We start from the raw sequence: 18,618 nt of genomic DNA on the forward strand, positions 1-18,618 counted from the left end.
TTTTTGTTTGTTAGGTTTGTTAGTTACGTTTTTGTTTTTGTTTGTTTTTGTGATTTATTTTTTCGTCCCCCAGTTTTTATTTGGCTGCGGTCCCATTACAAAATGTAAAGTCCCTCCTTTTAAAATCTGTTGGTGCGTGATTGCTGTCTGGTTAAACTCAACTCCGTTTAATGTTACCGATTGTATGTAATAGTTTTTATCTGAAACATTTTCGGCTTCGATTACAAACGTTTTGCCGCCTTCAAGATTGATGGTTGCTTTTTCGAAAATCGGGCTTCCAATTTCATATTCGCCTGAAGCCGGGTTCATTGGATATAATCCCATTGAACTGAAAACGTACCATGCCGACATTTGACCGCAGTCTTCGTTTCCGCTTAATCCGTTCGGTGTTGTATTGTATTGTGTGTCTAAAATATGACGAACCCAATATTGTGTTCTCCAAGGCTGTCCCGCATGATTGAACATATAGGCAATGTGGTGGCTTGGTTCGTTTCCGTGTGCGTACTGCCCGATTAATCCTGAAATATCAGCCGAAACATTGTTTCCTGTAATTTCTGAACTTTCTGTAAACAACTGCTCTAAACGTTTGGTAAATAATTCGTTACTTCCGTGAAGTTTAATAAAATCGTTTACATCATGAGGTACAAACCAGCTGTGCTGCCAAGCATTTCCTTCGGTATAATCAGTGTGTTCTCTGTGATTTGAATGTTTGGGATCAAAGGGCTCATTCCATGATTTTCCATCTTCTGATTTTCCTCTCATAAATCCGGTTTTCGGATCAAATAAATGCTGGTAAGCCTGAGAACGTTTTAAGAAAAACTGGTAATCTTCTGTTTTTCCTAATGCTTTTGCCATTTGTGCCACACACCAGTCATCATAAGCATATTCTAAAGTTATGGTAACTGATTCGTCTAATAAGTTATAAGGAATATAGCCGTATTTTTTATAGAAGTTCAGTCCTCTTTCGTCCTGCATCATAGTGGTTTTCATGGCCTGATACGCTTTTTCGGCATCAAAACCTTTAATACCTTTTAAATACGCATCGACAATTACAGGAATAGAGTGATATCCTGTCATGGTATTGGTTTCATTAGCATACAATGTCCAGACCGGAAGTATTTTTTTAACGTCGTAGTAGGCCAGCATTGAGCTTACAATGTCTGAAGCTTTGTCCGGAGCCAGTAAAGTCAGCAAAGGATTTTCGGCTCTAAAAGTATCCCAAAGCGATAATGTCGAGTAGGCTGTGTAATTACCTGCTGTAACTATCTCATCGTTTTCTTGTCTAAACTGACCGTTTTTATCGCTGTACGTTACAGGCGCAACCTGAGCGTGATACAATGCAGTATAAAAAATCGTTTTTAACGAATCTATCGGTGTTTCAACTTTTATTTTGCTTAAAGCTTCATTCCAGATTGATGAGGCTTGTTTTTTAGTTTCGTCAAAATTGACTTTTGGATCGTCTAAATTTCCTTTTGCATTAGCCACACTTACAGACGAAAGCGCCACTTTTACAAATAATTCATTTGAGTTTTTGGCATCAAAAAAGAATTGTGCCGAAGTATTTTCTCCGTCGGTTTTCTTACCATTAACAATTTGTTTATCAGCAATTAAAACAGACTCTGAAATAGGTTTTGAGAATTTGGCAACGAAATATACTTTTTGATTTGGCGCCCAGCCTTTACTATATCGATAACCACTAATAGTATATTCATCTTCGATTGTAATGCCTGTTTTTAACGCTTTATCCCAGTTAATGGCAAATCCTAAATCGACCACAACAGATTGTTTGTCGTTTTTGGCAAATGTATATTTGTGGTAAGCTGTTCTTTGTGAAGAAGTTAATTCTACATTGATTTTAGGATCCTTAAGAAAAACCTGGTAAGAACCCGGTGCTGCTTTTTCGTTAACATGACTGTATGATGATTTATAAGGTAATTGATCGCGTGATGTTGTTTTGGTCGTTAAGTCGACTTTTTTATTGATTGGCATGAATAAAATATCTGCCAAATCTCCAATTCCGGTTCCGCTGAGATGTAAATGACTGAAACCAGACACAATAGAATCCGAATAATGATAACCGGAACACCAGTCCCAGCTCGAAATTCCGTTATCAGGACTCACCTGAAGCATCCCAAAAGGCACTGTAGCTCCCGGATACGTATGTCCATGTCCGCCAGTTCCAATAAAAGGATCTACATGGCTCACAAAAATATCTTTGTGATTCGTATTTTTGTTTACTTTTATTTTACAACTTGTAACCAGAATTACAAATAAAAGAGGCAGAAAAAATTTCTTCATATAATACAACCTTAATTTAACTTTAAATTTAAATAAACTGACTTTTTATTAAAACTTATTTAGACGGATAACATATAAACTTAGATAAACATCAAAAAAAGTCACAAAACACCCTCGGATTATGAATTTCAATTCTAGCAAATTATACCGTGTCCCATTGCATTATCATATTATTTTTTGGCTGACTTATTTCTTATTTAATACTTTTAGATGGGGAAGCTATTTTAATGATTATCTCTATTCGCTTAAGACAAATTTGATAGGTTTTCCTATTCACATGAGCTTGTGTTACCTGAATATCCTGATTTTTATGCCGTATCTGGTATACCGAAAAAAATATGTTTTGTATGTACTTTCGGTACTCTCCGTCATTTTTATAATGGTGGTGCTGAAATTCAATCTTACCTATTTATTTATTACGCACGAGGTCTGGCCGGAAGGTCCTGAAACAATCGACAAGCTGACTCTGAATTATACTATAGATATGATGATGGGCGAATTGTATGTTATAACTTTTGTAACTGCCATTAAAATCACACTGGATTTCCTGAAGGAACAAAAACGTGTTACGGATCTTGAAAAATCGCAGTTGGAAACCGAACTTCTTTTCCTGAAATCCCAGATTTCACCTCATTTTTTCTTTAACACCTTAAATAATATCTATTCGCTTTCTGTCGAAAAATCGAATAAGACACCAAAAATAGTCCTGAAACTTTCCGAATTAATGCGTTATATGCTTTATGACACAAGCGGAAAGAAACAGACTCTTGAAAATGAGATACTCTGCATTCAGAACTATCTGGATCTGGAACGTATTCGAAATGATGAAAGACTGGAGGTAAATATGGAAATTTCGGGAGATATTCACGATAAGGAAATCTCTCCGGTTATCCTGCTCACTTTTATCGAAAATGCTTTTAAGCATGGTGTAAACAAGAATACAGGAAAAGTAACCATCGATATAAGCTTTAAAGTAAAGGGTGATTACCTGCATTTTTCGATCTCAAATCCAACGCCAGAAATTACGCAGCATACCGATTATTTTAACAAGTCAAGTGGTATAGGTATCGAGAATGTCAAAAAAAGACTGGAATTGGGCTATAATAAAAATGACTACAGGCTTTCTTTTAAAAATAAAAAGAATATTTTTGTCGTGAAGCTTGTGATTAAAGTCACGTAATATATCCTGCTCCCTATTTAATTTTACCTACGAAATTTATTTCGCTCAAAAATAACTAAGATTAAAGAAATGAAAATAAAATGTTTGATTATAGATGATGAGCCATTGGCAATCAACGTTATAAAAAGTTACTTAGAACCGCTTGAGAATTTTGAGGTAATAGACACTTTCAGCAATCCTATCGAGGGACTGAATTTCCTAAAAAACAATACAGTCGATGTTATTTTCCTGGATATTAACATGCCGGTTCTGGACGGAATCAATTTTATAAAAAGCCTTGAAAATCCGCCTTTACTAGTTATTACAAGTGCTTACAGCCAGTTTGCTCTTGAGACTTATGAATTGGACGTTTTGGATTATCTGGTAAAACCAATTGAGTTTCCAAGGTTAATGAAAACGTTGAATAAAATAAGTAAAAGGCTTGAAAACAAAGGCAGTTCGCCTCAGGAAAACAGCGCCGACAATCCTTTTATCTTTGTAAAGATTGACAAAAAGAGAATGAAGAAGATTTTCTTCAACGAAATTTTGGTGATCGAAAGCTTAAAAGATTATTTAAAAATCAACACCACAACCGGTAAATACATAATACACAGCACTTTGTCTGACTTTACAGATTTACTGCCGGAAAAAAACTTTTTAAGAATCCACAGATCGTACACAATCGCGATTGACAAAATCGATGCTGTTGAAGGAAACAGTATCGAGATTGAAGGTTTGCGTTATGTGATAGGCAGATCGTATATCGATCATGTGAAACAACGAATTTTGAATTCTTCTATATAGTATTTAACCGCTAAGAGCGCTAAGATTTACGCAAGGTTCGCAAAGTTTTATTCACAAAGCTTTGCGAACTTTTTTTTAAAAGACCAAGCAAAAAAACTTTGCGAACCTTGCGGTTAAAATTCTTAACCGCCAAAAAATAAAGCACAAAAAAATGCAGCCAACCACGGCTGCATTTCAAAACTTGGTAACTAACCAAATAAACCACATGAAATAGTTTATTATATTTTAAAGATTTTCTTAAAAGAAATATCTCTTGAAAGCTTCGATTGCCGAATAGTCAGCAAGACCTAAAGCGTGATATTTTTCTGCAGTTAATCTGTTTCTGTCTTCTGCTCTAATCCAGAATTCTCTACTGTCATCGCCCTGGAACATTACACCGTCTTTTTGTGACTGGTGAAAGAAAATTGCATGACGTTTTTTAAGAACCTGATCCGGACTCATAGGAACTGCCATTTCAATTTGGTAAGGTTCCCATTCGTGCCAAGCCCCTCTGTACAACCAAACCCAGCAGTCATCCATAAATGATTTGTGTTTTAATCTTTTTAAAGCTTCAAACAAACTGTCCAGACAAACTTTGTGTGTTCCGTGCGGATCTGCTAAATCTCCGGCTGCATAAATCTGGTGCGGTTTGATTCTTTCGATAATGTCGCACATAATCTGGATATCAGCTTCGCCAAGATTATTTTTCTTAACGGTTCCTGTTTCGTAAAACGGCAGGTCAAGAAAATTTACATTCGAATCCGGCACGCTTAAATATCGTGTTGCTCCTAAAGATTCGCTTCTTCTGATCAAACCTTTCAGTTTTCTCACTTCCAGCAAATCGATATCGTTGCTTTTTTTATTTTTTAAGAAGTTGATAATAGTATCCGCTTCTGCTGATTCAGGATTTAAGGCTTTTGTAATTTCAGCAAATTTTAAAGTTTCTTCATTCGAAACTGCAATATTTCCCGAAGTCTGATACGCGATATGCACATCATGCCCCTGCTCTACTAATCTGTCAAAAGTTCCTCCCATTGAGATAACGTCATCATCAGGGTGCGGACTAAAGATGATGATTCTCTTTTTCTCCGGAGTTGCACGTTCCGGTCTGTAGGTATCATCAGCATTTGGTTTTCCGCCCGGCCATCCTGTAATGGTTTGCTGCATTTTGTTGAACATTTTAATATTCAAGTCGTATGCGGTTCCTTCTTCAGACAAAACGCTTGACATTCCGTTATCGTTGTAATCTTTATCCGTTAATTTCAGGAAAGGTTTTTTCGTTAACTCGCTTAACCAAACCACTGCTTTCAATTTTAACTCTTCTGTCCAGATTACTGATTTTACTAACCAAGGTGTTTTTACTCTCGTTAATTCTGATGAAGCTTCTGTATCTAAAACAAACGTTGTGTTGCTGTGCTGTTGTAAATACGTAGCCGGAACTCTCGATGAAATTTCACCTTCGATTGTTTTCTTTATAATAGACGCTTTGCTGATTCCCCATCCAAGAAGTACAATTCTTTTGGCATTTTTTACAGTACCAATTCCCATTGTAATGGCTTTTCTAGGCACATTATCAATTCCTAAGAAAGATGATGCCGCATCAACACGCGTTAAATGATCTAACGTAATACTTCTGGTCCCTGAATTAACGTGAGATCCCGGTTCGTTGAAACCGATGTGTCCTGTTCTTCCAATTCCAAGAAGCTGAAAATCCAATCCGCCGTATGCTTTGATTTTCATTTCATAATCGATACAATATTGCTGAAGATCTTCACTGCTTACGTTTCCGTCAGGAATATTAATATTTTGAGGCAGAATGTCAACATGATTAAAAAGATGCTCGTGCATGAAGTACCAGTAACTCTGAATATCGTTTTTATCCATTGGATAATACTCATCTAAGTTAAACGTAACAACATTTGCAAAGCTCAATCCTTCTTCTTTATGAAGGCGGACTAATTCTTCGTATACTTTTATAGGAGAAGATCCGGTTGCCAGACCTAAAACGCAAGGCTCGTTCAATTCTTCTTTTCGCTGAATGATGTTGGCGATTTCCTGAGCGACTAAAACCGAAGCTTCTTTAGATGAATCGAAAATTACATTATGTATCTTTTCAAAACGCGTTTCCTCGAACTTTCCTGCTTCTTTAAAATTTATACTTTCTTTAATCATTTGCCTGTTGTTCTAATTATTTAGTATAAAATTAAATATTAGATAATGTAAATAATCAAAAATTCGACTAATAACCTGTAAGCTTCGCTATAAGACAAGATTTGAAACTTTAAGCAAAATCATTCCAGATTTTAAAGTCTGTTTATGGCGTTTCGATTACATTAATTTCTGCGATAGAAACCGTCGATTCCTTTGCCACTGCTGACGTCGCTCTGAAACGAATATATCTTGCCTTAACTTTTTTAAAGGTTTTAACCTGCTCGATCGGGTTGTGTTTTATATTCGAAAATTCGCCTTTTGACTCCAGTTTCCATTTCACATTATCAGGGCTGGTGTAAAACTCATAATTGGAAATTAAGTTCAAATTATGACCAACTTGCTGCGGTAAATACGTAAATCCGTTTATAGTTAAAAAAGCCCCCATATCAATTATGATTTCCTGTGGTAATTTATTTTGATCATTACCAAAAGCCCATTCCGTATTTGGATTTCCGTCGATGATTCGATCCGCTGATTTTATATCACCGCTTGACACTTTAATGATTTTCCAGTTTTCTTTTGAAGCACCATATTTTGCCGTTTTTACAGCGCTTCTTATTTTTTCTGAATCGTTAAAAGCAATTGCTTTTATCTGAACGGCTTTATTGTATCTAAAAACTCCTTTATATAAAGTGCTTTTTTCTGTTGGATTGGTTCCGTCGACAGTATAATAAACAGGGTTTCCTTCTTCTGATTTAATAGTTACATCGCCGTTTTTATCACGGCTGATTTCCGGCATACGCACAAAAGTGGGCGCATTGTAAGCCTGGATATTCGAGATTACAATACTCGCTTTCGAATCTGTAATATTGATTCTGATGGCTGATGCTTCAACTCTTTCGATTCTTAGGATTCTTTTGTAACCAATTGTCGTTTCTGTTGCAGCGGTTTTCCATTTTCCATCCACTTTAACCTCAACATTAAACGCTTTTACTCTTTGTCCAAGAGCAATATTTTCTTGTAACAAAATTCGATCTACAGCGGTTGGTTTATCAAATTCAAAAGTAATAGAAGCTGTTTTGACATTATCATCTGTTGCCCAGTACGTTTTTTTATTTCCGTCGGTTACATTTTTTGCAGCAAATTCTAAGCTGTTTCCTCTAACATTATCGGCAGAAATTTTAGTTCCGGCTAATAACTCGGTTTTAAAATCGGCTTTTATGGTTGAAACCAGTTCTTTTAATCGGGCTTCATCATTTTCATGAACCAGACCTCTTCTGTCAACCGGAAGGTTCAGTAATAAAGTGGCATTTCGTCCAATTGATTCATAATAAATATCGACCATTTCATCCAGCGGACGTACTTTATCGTCTTCTGCAGCATGATAAAACCATCCCGGTCGTATTGAAACATCGGCTTCGCCCGGAACCCATTTTTCGCCATCTTCATGCCCCGACATAAATTCGGTATAATGCACTTTTCCGGCTAATTCATCTTTTTGGCGTAAAAGCGACCAGTTTGTTTTTCCGGCGCGTCCTTCTTCGTTTCCAATCCATCTTGCTTCTGATGGGCCGACTCCCCAAACCAACGTTTTAGGTGCGGTTTGGTAAATTAGTTTATAAGTTTCATCCCAATTGTAATATTCAAGTGTATTGATTTTTCTGGTTTCGTTTGCTCCGCCATAATAACCGTCTCCGCCATTCGCGCCGTCAAACCACATTTCGAAAACATCTCCGTAATTTGAAAGCAGTTCTTTCAACTGGTTTCTGAAATACGTTATATATTCCGGTCTTCCGTATTCAGCATGGTTTCTGTCCCATGGAGAAAGGTATAAACCCAATTTTAAATCATATTCTTTACAGGCTTCTGCCAGTTCTTTTACCACGTCGCCTTTACCGTTTTTCCAAGGTGAATTTTTCACAGAACGCTCTGTATACGCCGATGGCCATAAACAGAATCCGTCGTGGTGTTTGGCAACGAGAATTATTCCTTTCATTCCGGCCGCTTTTACAATGCGCGCCCACTGACGAACATCTAAATTCGTCGGGTTAAATAAGGCCGGAGATTCATCGCCATAACCCCATTCTTTATTGGTGAAAGTGTTTAATGAAAAATGCACAAAAGCATAAAATTCCATTTCCTGCCAGTCAAGCTGTTTCTGCGTAGGAAGCGGTCCAAAAGGCTCCGGAGCTTTTACAATCTTTTGACTATTCATAGAAAATATGATGCAGAACAAACACAAATAAAGAAAAATATTTTTCATCGCACGGTGATTAATAACATATTATTAAAATAGGAACAACACAATATTAAGGTAAATTACTATTTTAATTGTCATTATTTCGACCAACAACGGGTTTTAATTGTTGATTGTAAGATGAGGAAAGTTTCAGGTTTCAGGTTTCAGGTTTCATGTTTCAGGTTTAAAGTTTAAAGTTTCAGGTTTCAGGTTTCAGGTTCTGGGTGGCAACTTGAAACCTGAAACTTGAAACAAAAAAAACTATTTCACATTCAGAAACTGAAAACTGGCCGGATCTGCCACAATTTTTCCATTTTTGAATTCTATTGAAATCATTCCGGCTTTTCTTGGAGAAACACCGCTTGTGCTGTAATGAGTATGCAGTACATAATGCATTTTATTATTTTTATCCCAGAAAACATCGCCGTGTCCTATTCCGTTTTGATTGGTATTTTTTCTGCTGATGATTGGGCTGTCTGTCGCTTTTTCCCAAGGTCCAAGCGGACTTTTACTTGTAGCATAACCAACAGCATAATCAATATTCCTGAAATCATTAGCCGAATAAATCATGTAATACAAACCATTGTGTTTTATAACCGTTGGTCCTTCTGTAACCGGCCAGCTTACGTTTTGTGTGTTTTCCCAAGGCTGAGTTCCCGAAATACATTCGGTTAAAGTTTCCGATTTTATGCTTTGAAAATCGTCGTTTATTTCTACTGCAAAAATTCGGTTTCCGTTTGTTAAACGAACATAATACAGGTATTTTTTTCCGTCTTCATCAATAAATATAAAAGGATCGATCTGGTTTCCGGTTTTGATAATCGGTTCTTTTGATTCGTTTTTAAATGGTCCTAACGGACTATTACTCGTTGCGAAAGCAATGTTTTCATTCGCCGTATAAATCATGTAAAATTTATTTTGATACTGAAGAATCTGCGGCGCCCAGAAACCTTTGTCTCCAAAAGCATCTCCTTTTTTTAAAGCCAGCCCGCTTTGTGCTCCCACAGGTCCCTTCCAGTCTTTTAAATCTGATGAGGTATATACCTGAAATCCTTCGCCGTTTGGGAAATCGCCGCTTGTCGTTCCGTATAAATAATACAATCCGTTGTTGTAGAAGATTGTTGGATCTGCTAACAAAATTGTACTGGCTTTTGCTTCTTTTGGTTTGTCTGTGCTTTTTTCCTGAGAACAGGCAGCGAAAACACAAAGTAATGTTATTAAGGATAGTGTTTTTTTCATTTTTTATTGATTTTGATGGTGTGTTTTTTAACCGCAAAGAGCGCAATGGTTTCGCAAAGAGCCCAAGGATTAATTCTTTAGCGTCCTTTGCGTTCCCGATAGCTATCGGGATTGCGTGCTTTGTGGTTAAACTCGTTAAACTATTACTTTTTCACAGAAAACTGATAATACGAAACCGTATGGTATTTCTCTCCTGGTTTTAAAACAATCGGAGCGAATTTTGGCTGATTTATCGCATCCGGAAAATGCTGCGTTTCTAAAGCAAAGGCTGTTCTGAAATCGTCTTTTGCACCACTTTTAAAAGTGTTTTTAGACTGCATGAAATTACCGCTGTAAAATTGCAATCCCGGTTCTTGAGTATAAATATCCAAAGTGATTCCTGATTTATCTCCTGAAATCGTTGCGGCATGATTTAGTCCGTTTTTCTTGGTTCCGTTTAGAGCGTAATTGTGATCGTAACCTTTTCCGAATGTTAATTGCTCATCTTTGGTTTCGATTCTTTCACCAATAGTATGTTTTGAAGTAAAATCAAATACGGTGTTTTTTACCGGTTTTAATTCACCGCTCGGAATCAAGCCTTCATCAACCGGAGTAAATTCATTGGCATAAATTTGTAATTCGTGGTTTAAGATCGTACCGCTTCCTTCTCCGTTTAAATTAAAAAAGGCGTGATTGGTTAAATTGACAATCGTAGTTTTATCGGTTGTCGCTTCGTATTCCATTTTAACCGAATTATCATCAGTAAGCGTATAGGTTACTTTTACCGATAAATTCCCCGGAAAACCTTGTTCACCGTCTGGTGAAACATACGTAAATACTAATGTTTTCTCATCGGTTTTTTCGGCATTCCAAACCACATCCTGAAAGCCTTTTATGCCACCGTGCAAAGCATTTTTTCCATTATTCAGCGGCACCTGATATTGTTTTCCTTCTAAAGTAAATTTTCCTTTTCCAATTCGGTTTCCAACTCTTCCAATTGTAGCTCCAAAATAAGGTTCTGTTGAAGTTTTAAAACCTTTTGTGCTGTTCATTCCCACAACAACATCGGTTTGTTTTCCATTTTTATCCGCAACCCAAAGTCCGATTAATCTTCCTCCGTAATTGGTGAAAGCGGCTTTTATGCCTTTGTTTTCAATCCAGTATAAATTGACTTTTTTACCATCGATTAGGGTATCGAAATTTTTAGTTTCTAAAACTGTTTTTACAGAATCTGAAACCTTTTCAGTGCTTTCTTTTGAAACGGTATTTTCCTTTTTGGCGTCTTTACAATTAAACTGAAAAAGAGCCAGCATTACAACCGCAGCGATTTGAATATTTTTCATTTTTTATGTCATTGCGAGAAACGAAGCAATCATCCTCTGATTAACTCTTTTTCTATTTTATTTCGACGGAATTGCCAATTTAGTTCCTTCGCTAACCGGTTCACCTAAAACCGGAAACCCGTTGGCATCCCATTCTATTTTCTGCATTCTTGGTGATCTTTTATTACCGCATCCTTCCCCAGGATTTGAATTAGCGTGGTATAAAATCCAGTCTTCTTTTTCGTCTGGAGATTTAAAAAAGGAATTGTGTCCCGGAGCGTATACTTTATTTTTATCGGATTGTTTAAAAATGGGTTCAGGTGATTTTTTCCACGCCGAAGCATCTAGTAAATTATCGCTTCCGTTAAATGTCAATAATCCTAAAGAATAAAAATCTGTCCAGCATCCGCTTGCCGAAAACACGATGAATACTTTCCCGTTTCTTTCTAAAAACTGAGGTCCTTCGTTCACATTTACCTGTGGCGGATTTACATCGTCGTGCAAGGCACCGTGCGTTTCCCAATCGTTTGTAGGCGAAGAAATTAGAACACGATCTCCTTCAATTTCCAGCGGATTTTTCATTTTGGCGATGTAGATATTCTGCTGTCCGTTAGTATCGCCTTCCCAGCCGGCCCAAATCATGTACAATTGTTTTTTGTGTTCGAATACATTTCCGTCAATTGCCCATTTATCGGTTTTAGCAGCTATTTTTCCTTTAAATTCAAAATTACCTTTAAACGGATCTGATGATTTATTTTCTAAAACATACATTCTGTGATTGTTGTTATCGCCGTTATCTGCAGCGAAATAACAATACCATTTTCCGTTGATGATATGAAATTCCGGCGCCCAGATTTCTGCCGAATAATCAGTTCCTTTTGGCGGTGTCCAAATGACTTTGCTTTCTGCATTTTTAATATCAGATAAGTCTTTTGTTTTCCATAAAGTCAGTTTATTACCCAGTGTATTCGTGTAATAGTAATACCCTTTGTAATAGGTGCTGTAAGGATCTGCTCCTGACGGCAGTATTGGATTTGTGAAGGTTTTTTGCTGGGCAAAACCTATTGTTGTGAGCAGCAAAAGGATTAGGTATTTTTTCATTTTATTTTGCTTGATTTTTTTTTTAACACATAGAGACATAGATTTTGTTTGTCTATAAAAAAGGCGTTTCACTTTTTTAAATAAACATAGAAAATACTCTCAATTTTGTCATTTCGACGTAAGGAGAAATCACACTCGGAAATCGACAAATATTAGCGACTATTGTACAAGATTAAAAACCTATATTTCTATGTGTTTAAAAATTATTTATTTAGTGTATTAATAACCTCAGTATTAATCTTATTTACAGCTTTGAAATCCATTTTATCAACTTTTCTGTCGTAGGTCATAAAACCGTTTACTTCGCCTTCAACATCGGTTGTTTGTGTGTAAACTGCTGCCGAAAATCCGGTTTTAACGTAGTTTTTAAGAATTTGAGCGTATTTGGTATATTCTGCAGTTACCTCATCAGAATTTTTAAATTTGATGTAACCCCAGTTATCATTTGCTCTCCATAAATGACTTTCTAACGGAAGACCAATTCCGCCGTATTCACCTAAAACGGTAACTCTTCTGGCATCATAAAGAAACATTTCCGGGCCCGGATAATTGTGTAAATCCAGAATATCTCCGGTTTGGAAATGATTTCCGCCGCTTGATGAATTTGTTAATCGGCTTGGGTCGTGGTTTTTTGTCCATTCTGTAATTTCAACCGTTTTAAATTGTCCCCAGGCTTCGTTAAACGGAACCCAAACCACAATACTTGGATACGAATACAAATGATCCATAATTTCTCTCCATTCTTTTCTATAGATTTCTTCTGATTTTGGCGAACGCTGCAATTCTGTTCCGTCGAAGTATTTTTTATTCTGCCAGATTGGCTGCTCGTCTCCGCTTGGCATATCCTGCCAAACCAAAATTCCTAACTGGTCGCAATGCGTGTACCAGCGTTCCGGCTCAACTTTTACGTGTTTACGAATCATATTAAAACCTAATTCTTTGGTTTTAATGATATCATATTTTAAAGCTTCATCGGTTGGTGCCGTGTACAATCCATCAGGCCACCATCCTTGATCTAAAGGTCCGAACTGGAAATAATCTTTGTTATTTAACTGCATTCTCATAATGCCGTTTTCATCTCTTTTAGATGAAATTTTACGCATGGCGAAATAACTTTTTACCTCATCAACTATTTTATTTTTGCTGATTAATCGAACTTTTGTCTGATACAAAAAGGGATTTTCCGGGCTCCATAATTTTGGAGCATTGATAACAATATCGTTGCTTTCGCCAACAACTGCTTTTTCTTTTGCAATTTCTTTTCCGTTATCAAAAACCGAAATTTCTACTAAATCTCCTTTTTCTGCTCCAGGCACATCTGCTTTTATACTGATGGTATTTTGGTCGATATTTGGAGTGGTGTGTAATGAAGTTATGCTTTTAGCATTAACAGGTTCAATCCAGACCGTCTGCCAGATTCCCGTAACTGGCGTGTACCAGATTCCTTCCGGATTTTTAACTTGTTTACCTCTTGGCTGAGGTCCGTCGTTTGAAGGATCCCAAACTTTTACAACCAGTTTTTGGCTGTTCCCTTTTTTGATAAAAGGTGTAATATCAAATGAAAACGGGGTGTAACCGCCAGTATGCGAACCCACTTTTATATCGTTGATAAAAACTTCTGTTTTCCAGTCTACGGCTCCAAAATGCAAAAGGATATTTTTACCGTTCCAGCCGGATTCAATTGAAAAATTGGTTTCGTACCAAAGCTCGTTTTTAGAACCTACTTCTTTCATAACACCAGACAAACTGGATTCTGCTGCAAACGGAACCAGAATCTGCCCGTCATATTTTGAAGTTGCTGCTTTTCCAGCTTCCTGAATAGCATAATTCCATAAGCCATTCAGATTTTTCCATTGGCTTCGCTCCATAATCGGACGGGGATATTCTGGTAATGGTTTCTTCACATCGACCTGCTCTGCCCATTTTGTTTTGATTTTATCACCCTGCGGTTTCCATTGTGCATTTGCAGCAAACAATGAAAACAGGGCTAAAAAAAGGATACTATTTCTTTTCATGCTTTACATTTTTATACTTGTAAGTTTTTAAACCATGTAAGTCATATAAGTTCATTTTAGTTTAACTCGCTTAAAAAAATGCCAAGAGCATATGAGTTTTTACTTTTATTTAAGGCAAGATTTAATATGAACTTAAATGACTTATATGGTGAAAATATTTGCGATAATGTTTCTTCTAAATCAAAATTGAATTACCAGACTTATTGCCACACAAGTCTGGTAATTTCAAACACTTAAACTAACTAACCATATTTTTTAGTTATGAGTTTTGAGTTAGAAGTTATGAGTTGGGTTATTAATTATTTTATTTCCGATTAAATAATCTTGTTTTATTAACTCAAAAAACTTACGACCTCAACTCATAACTCATAATTTATAACTTATAACTTTTTTGTGATGCCAAATTTCTTAACCAGACTGTCGTATTCTTTTTTAGAGATTGTAATCATGCAGCCGTGGCGTACTTTTTCCGGAAGACTGTATTTGTCCCAATCGGAGAAAAAAGTGTAGCCTGAGGCTTGATACCAAGGTCCGTTTAGGTTATCTGCGATGGATAATCCGTAGGAAACTCCCGGATATTGTTCGTAATACATGTACCATATTTTATCATCTGGAGAAGGGATCAGCATTGGGGCTTCTCTAAAGTTTGGACTGATAGATTGCTGGGGCAAAGAATAAGGTCCTAAAAGGGATTTTGATTTGGCAATCCGGATGGTTTTTCCGGTTGTCCAATACAAAGTTGGGTACGTTTCGTCTTTAATCACGGCGTAGTAGGAATCGCCGACTTTTCGAATAAAAACATCGATGGTTCCCATATTCCAATCGAATAAACGTTTTGGCGTTCCTTCGAATGTTTTTAAATCTTTAGACAAAACATACAATGTACGCTGACTTGCCCAATAACGTTCCCCATCTTCTTTTGTTCCTTCAAGATGCGGCGTATGCCAGGTCATGATGAACTTTTGAGAAGGCTCATCATAATATAATTTTGGCGCACCAATTCGCTGTAAAGCATTTGAATAATCAGGCGTGCTTTTTAAATCGGGCGTATAATCGGAATGTTTTTTCCAGGTAATTAAATCATCGGAAACCCAGATATTGATGCTTTTTGCATCGTCTCCGGTATTCCCCGCGATGTAATATTTTCCGTCAGGGCCTTTGCAGATATCGGGATGTCCTTTATATTCTTCGAAAACGCGTTTGCCGCTGTTGAGGTTTTCCCAATGCAAACCATCTAAACTCACAGAATAATACAATCTGCCGTAATCGTTGTGCGTCATGTGCGCAAAAAGATAGGCTTCGTTTTTTGGTTTTTCGTTTCCTTTTACCTGTCCCGGCGGATCCGGCTGTTGTGCTTTCGCATAAAATCCAACTAAAAATGCTGCCAGAAAAAATAAGTTCTTTACTGTTTTCATAAGCTCTTTTTTTAAATGTGCCAATTAGTCAATTTGATAATTAAATAATGAAAAAATGTGACAATTAAATAATTAGTCAATTAAAGCATTTTTAAAAATTATCTAATTGACACATTATCTAATTTTCTAATTCTTTTTATTCGCCTCAGCTGTCATTTTTTTGATTAAATCAGTTTCGGCTTTTATGTATGGTGTTCCGTCTGTGTGCAATACATCATGAAACCATAGTTTTGGTTCTGCTGTGTAGGTTTTTGTCCAGCTGTCCCAAGCATATTTGGTTTGTGTTTTTCCGTCAACAAATCCCCAGTTTATCATACCCACATTGTATTTTCTTGCTAATGGTAAAAATCCTTCGAAAGTACTTCCGTTCGGTCTTGCCATATATTCTGTACAGATTAATGGTTTTCCGTAACGCTGTAATTGTTTTACGACTCTTTCAAAATCCTGCGGTTTGTCATAATTATGGAAAGAAACAATATCAGACTGCTCGATCTGCATTTTGTGCATTGGTTTCATTTTAGCTTCGTCGCTCCAGTCTCCAACCCAAACTCCGGAAGTCAACGGCTGCGATGGATTACTTTCTCTAGCCCAGCCAAAAACATCTTTTAAAAGCGGCAGTATTAAATCGACTTTGTTTTTAATTTCTACTTTTTCGTAAGATGGCCCGGTCATGTTATCTGGTTCGTTCCAAACGTCCCATCCTAAAATACGGTTGTCGTCTTTGAATTTGGCTACTGTTTCTTTTACATATTTCTCTAAACGAGGGTATTGTGTTTTGTCCTGTAATGCTTTTTGTCCCGGACTCTGCATCCAGCCTGAATTGTGTGTATGTGGTTTTGGAGCACGTTGTTTTCCTAAAGCAGGAAACGGGTCCCAGCAGGAATCAAACAAAACAAAAAGGGTTTTGATATGATGTTTATCAGCGATTCCTAAAAAAGTATCCATTCTTTTGTAAAGCCCTTCTGCATCTTGTTGGTGCAATAAATCATGCAAATAAACGCGCATAACATTCATACCTAAATCTTCTGCCCAGCCCAATTCCTGATCAATTCTTTTGGGATCAAAAGTATCCTCCTGCCACATCTCTAACTGATTTACAGCTGTGCTGGGAGAATAATTTGCCCCTACTAACCAAGGCTGTTCTGCGTACCATGTATTGGCTTGTTCTTTTGTCCAGATTTCTCTTTTTTCTACAGAGGCGGTTTCGCTTTTCTTTTCTTCGGGATTGCTTTTTTTGTTGTTGCAGCTAAGCAATACGAGTCCTGCTAACATAAATGTCAGACACAATTTTACTTTCTTCATTTTATTTGTTTTTTTGAAAAATCGATCTTTATGATAAGGGAATCAGACTTGTACATCTGATTCCCTTAAAAATTCAGTTTTAATATCCGGAGTTTTGGTCCAGATTTGGGTTATTATCTACATCACTTTGAGGAATTGGCATTCTATGGTTTTTACCTACTGTAAAGTTTTTGAAATCAGGATCTCGAAGTGCAATTTTATCAACCGAAGCCTGAGTATTTAAGTCTCCCCAGCGTTTCAGATCTTCCCAGCGAACACTTTCGCCGCATAATTCCAGAACTCTTTCCATTTTCAAACGCTCTAAGAACTTGTCATGATCATTTCCAATCTCAGGATGTGCAGCAGCCAATGTGTTCATGTTTACACGAGCTCTTACAAGGTCAACATATTGGTAAGCTGCTGCCGTGTTTCCTAATTCGTTCAGCACTTCTGCATAGCGCAGTAAAATATCACCGTAACGAACTAATCTGTAATTTACCTGGTTGTAATAATCCTCATTATTTCTGTAATAGTCACGGCTTCCTTTTCTAAACCAGGCTTCGTCATTGTTCCATTCCCAGTTTCTATCGTAAGTTTTGTCTCCAAAATCAGCCAATAACTGTGGATAGTACAAAGTCCATCTTAAACGAACATCCAGATTACCGTCTTTGTTCTTTTCTTCTTTAAAAGCATTTACTAACCAAAGACGTGCCTGACCATCTGACCATCCAATTCCTCTTGGGGCAAAAAATTGAGAACGGTTGCTTGAAACTGCTGCATTTTGTGCTTCATCAGTTCCTCCTTTTCTCTGATCTCCAAACTGGATTTCAAAGACAGACTCGCTGTTGTTTTCATTTACATCTGTAAAATTGTCTCTGTAGTTAGATACCAGGCTGTACTTTGCTCCTGCTCCTGTTATCAGATATTCCAAAGCTGCTTTGGCTTCAGGCCATTTGTGCTGCTGCATATAGGTTTTGGCAAGAAAAGCTTTTGCGGCACCTTTATCCGGTCTTCCCAGCTGATCTGCTGCCCAGTCTCTTGGCAGGTCTTCATAAGCTTCGTTCAAATCTTTTTCTATTTGCGCCCAGATTTCATCTACCTTTTTCTGCTGTGGTAAATCTGCCGGTGTAGATGGGTCTAAAACTAACGGAACATCTTCCCATATTACGGCTGCATAGTAGTAATGTAAGGCTCTGAAAAATTTAGCCTGTGCTATAATTTTCTTTTTATCCTCTTCATTTTGAAAAGTAATATTAGGCACATTGGCTAAAACCTGATTGCATCTAAAAATAGCTTTGTACGTATCTCTCCAGGTTACGGCATTTCCTTCCCAAAAATTATAATTGATGTAATTAAATCGTGTCCAGTCTGCTAATTCTGTCCACGGACTTACGCTGTAGCCTTCGTCAGAAGTAAGGTCTAAACGAAAATAAATCCATCTTGCCCACAATCCATCTTTGTAAAACATGGCATAAATTGAGTTTACACCGGCTTGCGCATCACTTTCGGTTTTCCAATACTGGTCTGTTGTTATATCATTTGGGCTGTTCAGATCTAATTCGTTTTCACAAGCTGTAAAAACAAGACCTAAAAAAGCTGCTGTTATTATTATTATTTTTTTCATTACGCTGTTTTT

Annotated in this window: 12 protein-coding genes; 2 read left to right on the top strand and 10 right to left on the bottom strand. The window is 37.0% G+C overall.

The features are described from left to right. Nucleotides 1-54: 54 nt before the first annotated feature. Nucleotides 55-2,298: a GH92 family glycosyl hydrolase gene (locus OZP11_RS09235; RefSeq protein WP_281234928.1), complete on the bottom strand. Its 2,244-nt coding sequence runs from the start codon at nt 2,296-2,298 to the stop codon at nt 55-57. Between the two features lie 121 nt (nt 2,299-2,419). Between OZP11_RS09235 and OZP11_RS09240 the strand changes: the two genes are divergently transcribed. Beyond that, nucleotides 2,420-3,478 carry a sensor histidine kinase gene (locus OZP11_RS09240; protein ID WP_281234929.1) on the top strand — a complete coding sequence of 353 codons (1,059 nt, stop codon included), beginning with the start codon at nt 2,420-2,422 and terminating at the stop codon, nt 3,476-3,478. 69 nt (nt 3,479-3,547) lie between these two features. Next, nucleotides 3,548-4,261 (top strand): LytR/AlgR family response regulator transcription factor, encoded by a 714-nt coding sequence (locus tag OZP11_RS09245; protein WP_281234930.1) that lies wholly within the window; start codon nt 3,548-3,550, stop codon nt 4,259-4,261. A gap of 237 nt (nt 4,262-4,498) precedes the next feature. Here OZP11_RS09245 and nagB read toward each other — a convergent pair whose 3' ends face one another. From nagB to OZP11_RS09290, 9 genes are all read right to left on the bottom strand, one after another. Continuing rightward, the gene (nagB, locus tag OZP11_RS09250; protein WP_281234931.1) at nt 4,499-6,412 is read right to left on the bottom strand and encodes a glucosamine-6-phosphate deaminase; all 1,914 of its coding nucleotides are present in this window, start codon (nt 6,410-6,412) and stop codon (nt 4,499-4,501) included. Between the two features lie 142 nt (nt 6,413-6,554). After that, entirely contained in the window at nt 6,555-8,654 is a 2,100-nt protein-coding gene (locus OZP11_RS09255; RefSeq protein ID WP_281234932.1) for an alpha-L-fucosidase, read from the bottom strand. Nucleotides 8,655-8,891: 237 nt separating this feature from the next. Further along, nucleotides 8,892-9,869: a glycoside hydrolase family 43 protein gene (locus OZP11_RS09260; protein ID WP_281234933.1), complete on the bottom strand. Its 978-nt coding sequence runs from the start codon at nt 9,867-9,869 to the stop codon at nt 8,892-8,894. A gap of 143 nt (nt 9,870-10,012) precedes the next feature. Then, the gene (locus OZP11_RS09265; RefSeq protein ID WP_281234934.1) at nt 10,013-11,191 is read right to left on the bottom strand and encodes an aldose epimerase family protein; all 1,179 of its coding nucleotides are present in this window, start codon (nt 11,189-11,191) and stop codon (nt 10,013-10,015) included. 57 nt (nt 11,192-11,248) lie between these two features. Continuing rightward, complete coding sequence (locus tag OZP11_RS09270; RefSeq protein ID WP_281234935.1) at nt 11,249-12,271, bottom strand: glycoside hydrolase family 43 protein; 1,023 nt, start codon at nt 12,269-12,271, stop codon at nt 11,249-11,251. 203 nt (nt 12,272-12,474) lie between these two features. Next, nucleotides 12,475-14,286, bottom strand: coding sequence for a glycoside hydrolase family 2 protein (locus OZP11_RS09275; RefSeq protein ID WP_281234936.1), 1,812 nt, complete (start codon nt 14,284-14,286; stop codon nt 12,475-12,477). Between the two features lie 380 nt (nt 14,287-14,666). Continuing rightward, nucleotides 14,667-15,701, bottom strand: a complete 1,035-nt coding sequence (locus tag OZP11_RS09280) for a glycoside hydrolase family 43 protein (RefSeq protein ID WP_281234937.1) — start codon at nt 15,699-15,701, stop codon at nt 14,667-14,669. Nucleotides 15,702-15,827: 126 nt separating this feature from the next. Next, the gene (locus OZP11_RS09285) at nt 15,828-17,003 is read right to left on the bottom strand and encodes a cellulase family glycosylhydrolase (protein WP_281234938.1); all 1,176 of its coding nucleotides are present in this window, start codon (nt 17,001-17,003) and stop codon (nt 15,828-15,830) included. A gap of 79 nt (nt 17,004-17,082) precedes the next feature. Next, nucleotides 17,083-18,606 carry a RagB/SusD family nutrient uptake outer membrane protein gene (locus OZP11_RS09290; protein ID WP_281234939.1) on the bottom strand — a complete coding sequence of 508 codons (1,524 nt, stop codon included), beginning with the start codon at nt 18,604-18,606 and terminating at the stop codon, nt 17,083-17,085. Between the last annotated feature and the right edge of the window lie 12 nt (nt 18,607-18,618).

It is taken from the genome of Flavobacterium gelatinilyticum, from assembly GCF_027111295.1.
In the GTDB taxonomy this organism is placed as follows: domain Bacteria; phylum Bacteroidota; class Bacteroidia; order Flavobacteriales; family Flavobacteriaceae; genus Flavobacterium; species Flavobacterium gelatinilyticum.

What these genes read in the sequence shown, in the direction of transcription:
- OZP11_RS09235 (WP_281234928.1), bottom strand. Translation starts at nt 2,298, where the DNA reads ATGAAGAAATTTTTTCTGCCTCTTTTATTTGTAATTCTGGTTACAAGT.
- OZP11_RS09240 (WP_281234929.1), top strand. Translation starts at nt 2,420, where the DNA reads ATGAATTTCAATTCTAGCAAATTATACCGTGTCCCATTGCATTATCAT.
- OZP11_RS09245 (WP_281234930.1), top strand. Translation starts at nt 3,548, where the DNA reads ATGAAAATAAAATGTTTGATTATAGATGATGAGCCATTGGCAATCAAC.
- nagB (WP_281234931.1), bottom strand. Translation starts at nt 6,412, where the DNA reads ATGATTAAAGAAAGTATAAATTTTAAAGAAGCAGGAAAGTTCGAGGAA.
- OZP11_RS09255 (WP_281234932.1), bottom strand. Translation starts at nt 8,654, where the DNA reads ATGAAAAATATTTTTCTTTATTTGTGTTTGTTCTGCATCATATTTTCT.
- OZP11_RS09260 (WP_281234933.1), bottom strand. Translation starts at nt 9,869, where the DNA reads ATGAAAAAAACACTATCCTTAATAACATTACTTTGTGTTTTCGCTGCC.
- OZP11_RS09265 (WP_281234934.1), bottom strand. Translation starts at nt 11,191, where the DNA reads ATGAAAAATATTCAAATCGCTGCGGTTGTAATGCTGGCTCTTTTTCAG.
- OZP11_RS09270 (WP_281234935.1), bottom strand. Translation starts at nt 12,271, where the DNA reads ATGAAAAAATACCTAATCCTTTTGCTGCTCACAACAATAGGTTTTGCC.
- OZP11_RS09275 (WP_281234936.1), bottom strand. Translation starts at nt 14,286, where the DNA reads ATGAAAAGAAATAGTATCCTTTTTTTAGCCCTGTTTTCATTGTTTGCT.
- OZP11_RS09280 (WP_281234937.1), bottom strand. Translation starts at nt 15,701, where the DNA reads ATGAAAACAGTAAAGAACTTATTTTTTCTGGCAGCATTTTTAGTTGGA.
- OZP11_RS09285 (WP_281234938.1), bottom strand. Translation starts at nt 17,003, where the DNA reads ATGAAGAAAGTAAAATTGTGTCTGACATTTATGTTAGCAGGACTCGTA.
- OZP11_RS09290 (WP_281234939.1), bottom strand. Translation starts at nt 18,606, where the DNA reads ATGAAAAAAATAATAATAATAACAGCAGCTTTTTTAGGTCTTGTTTTT.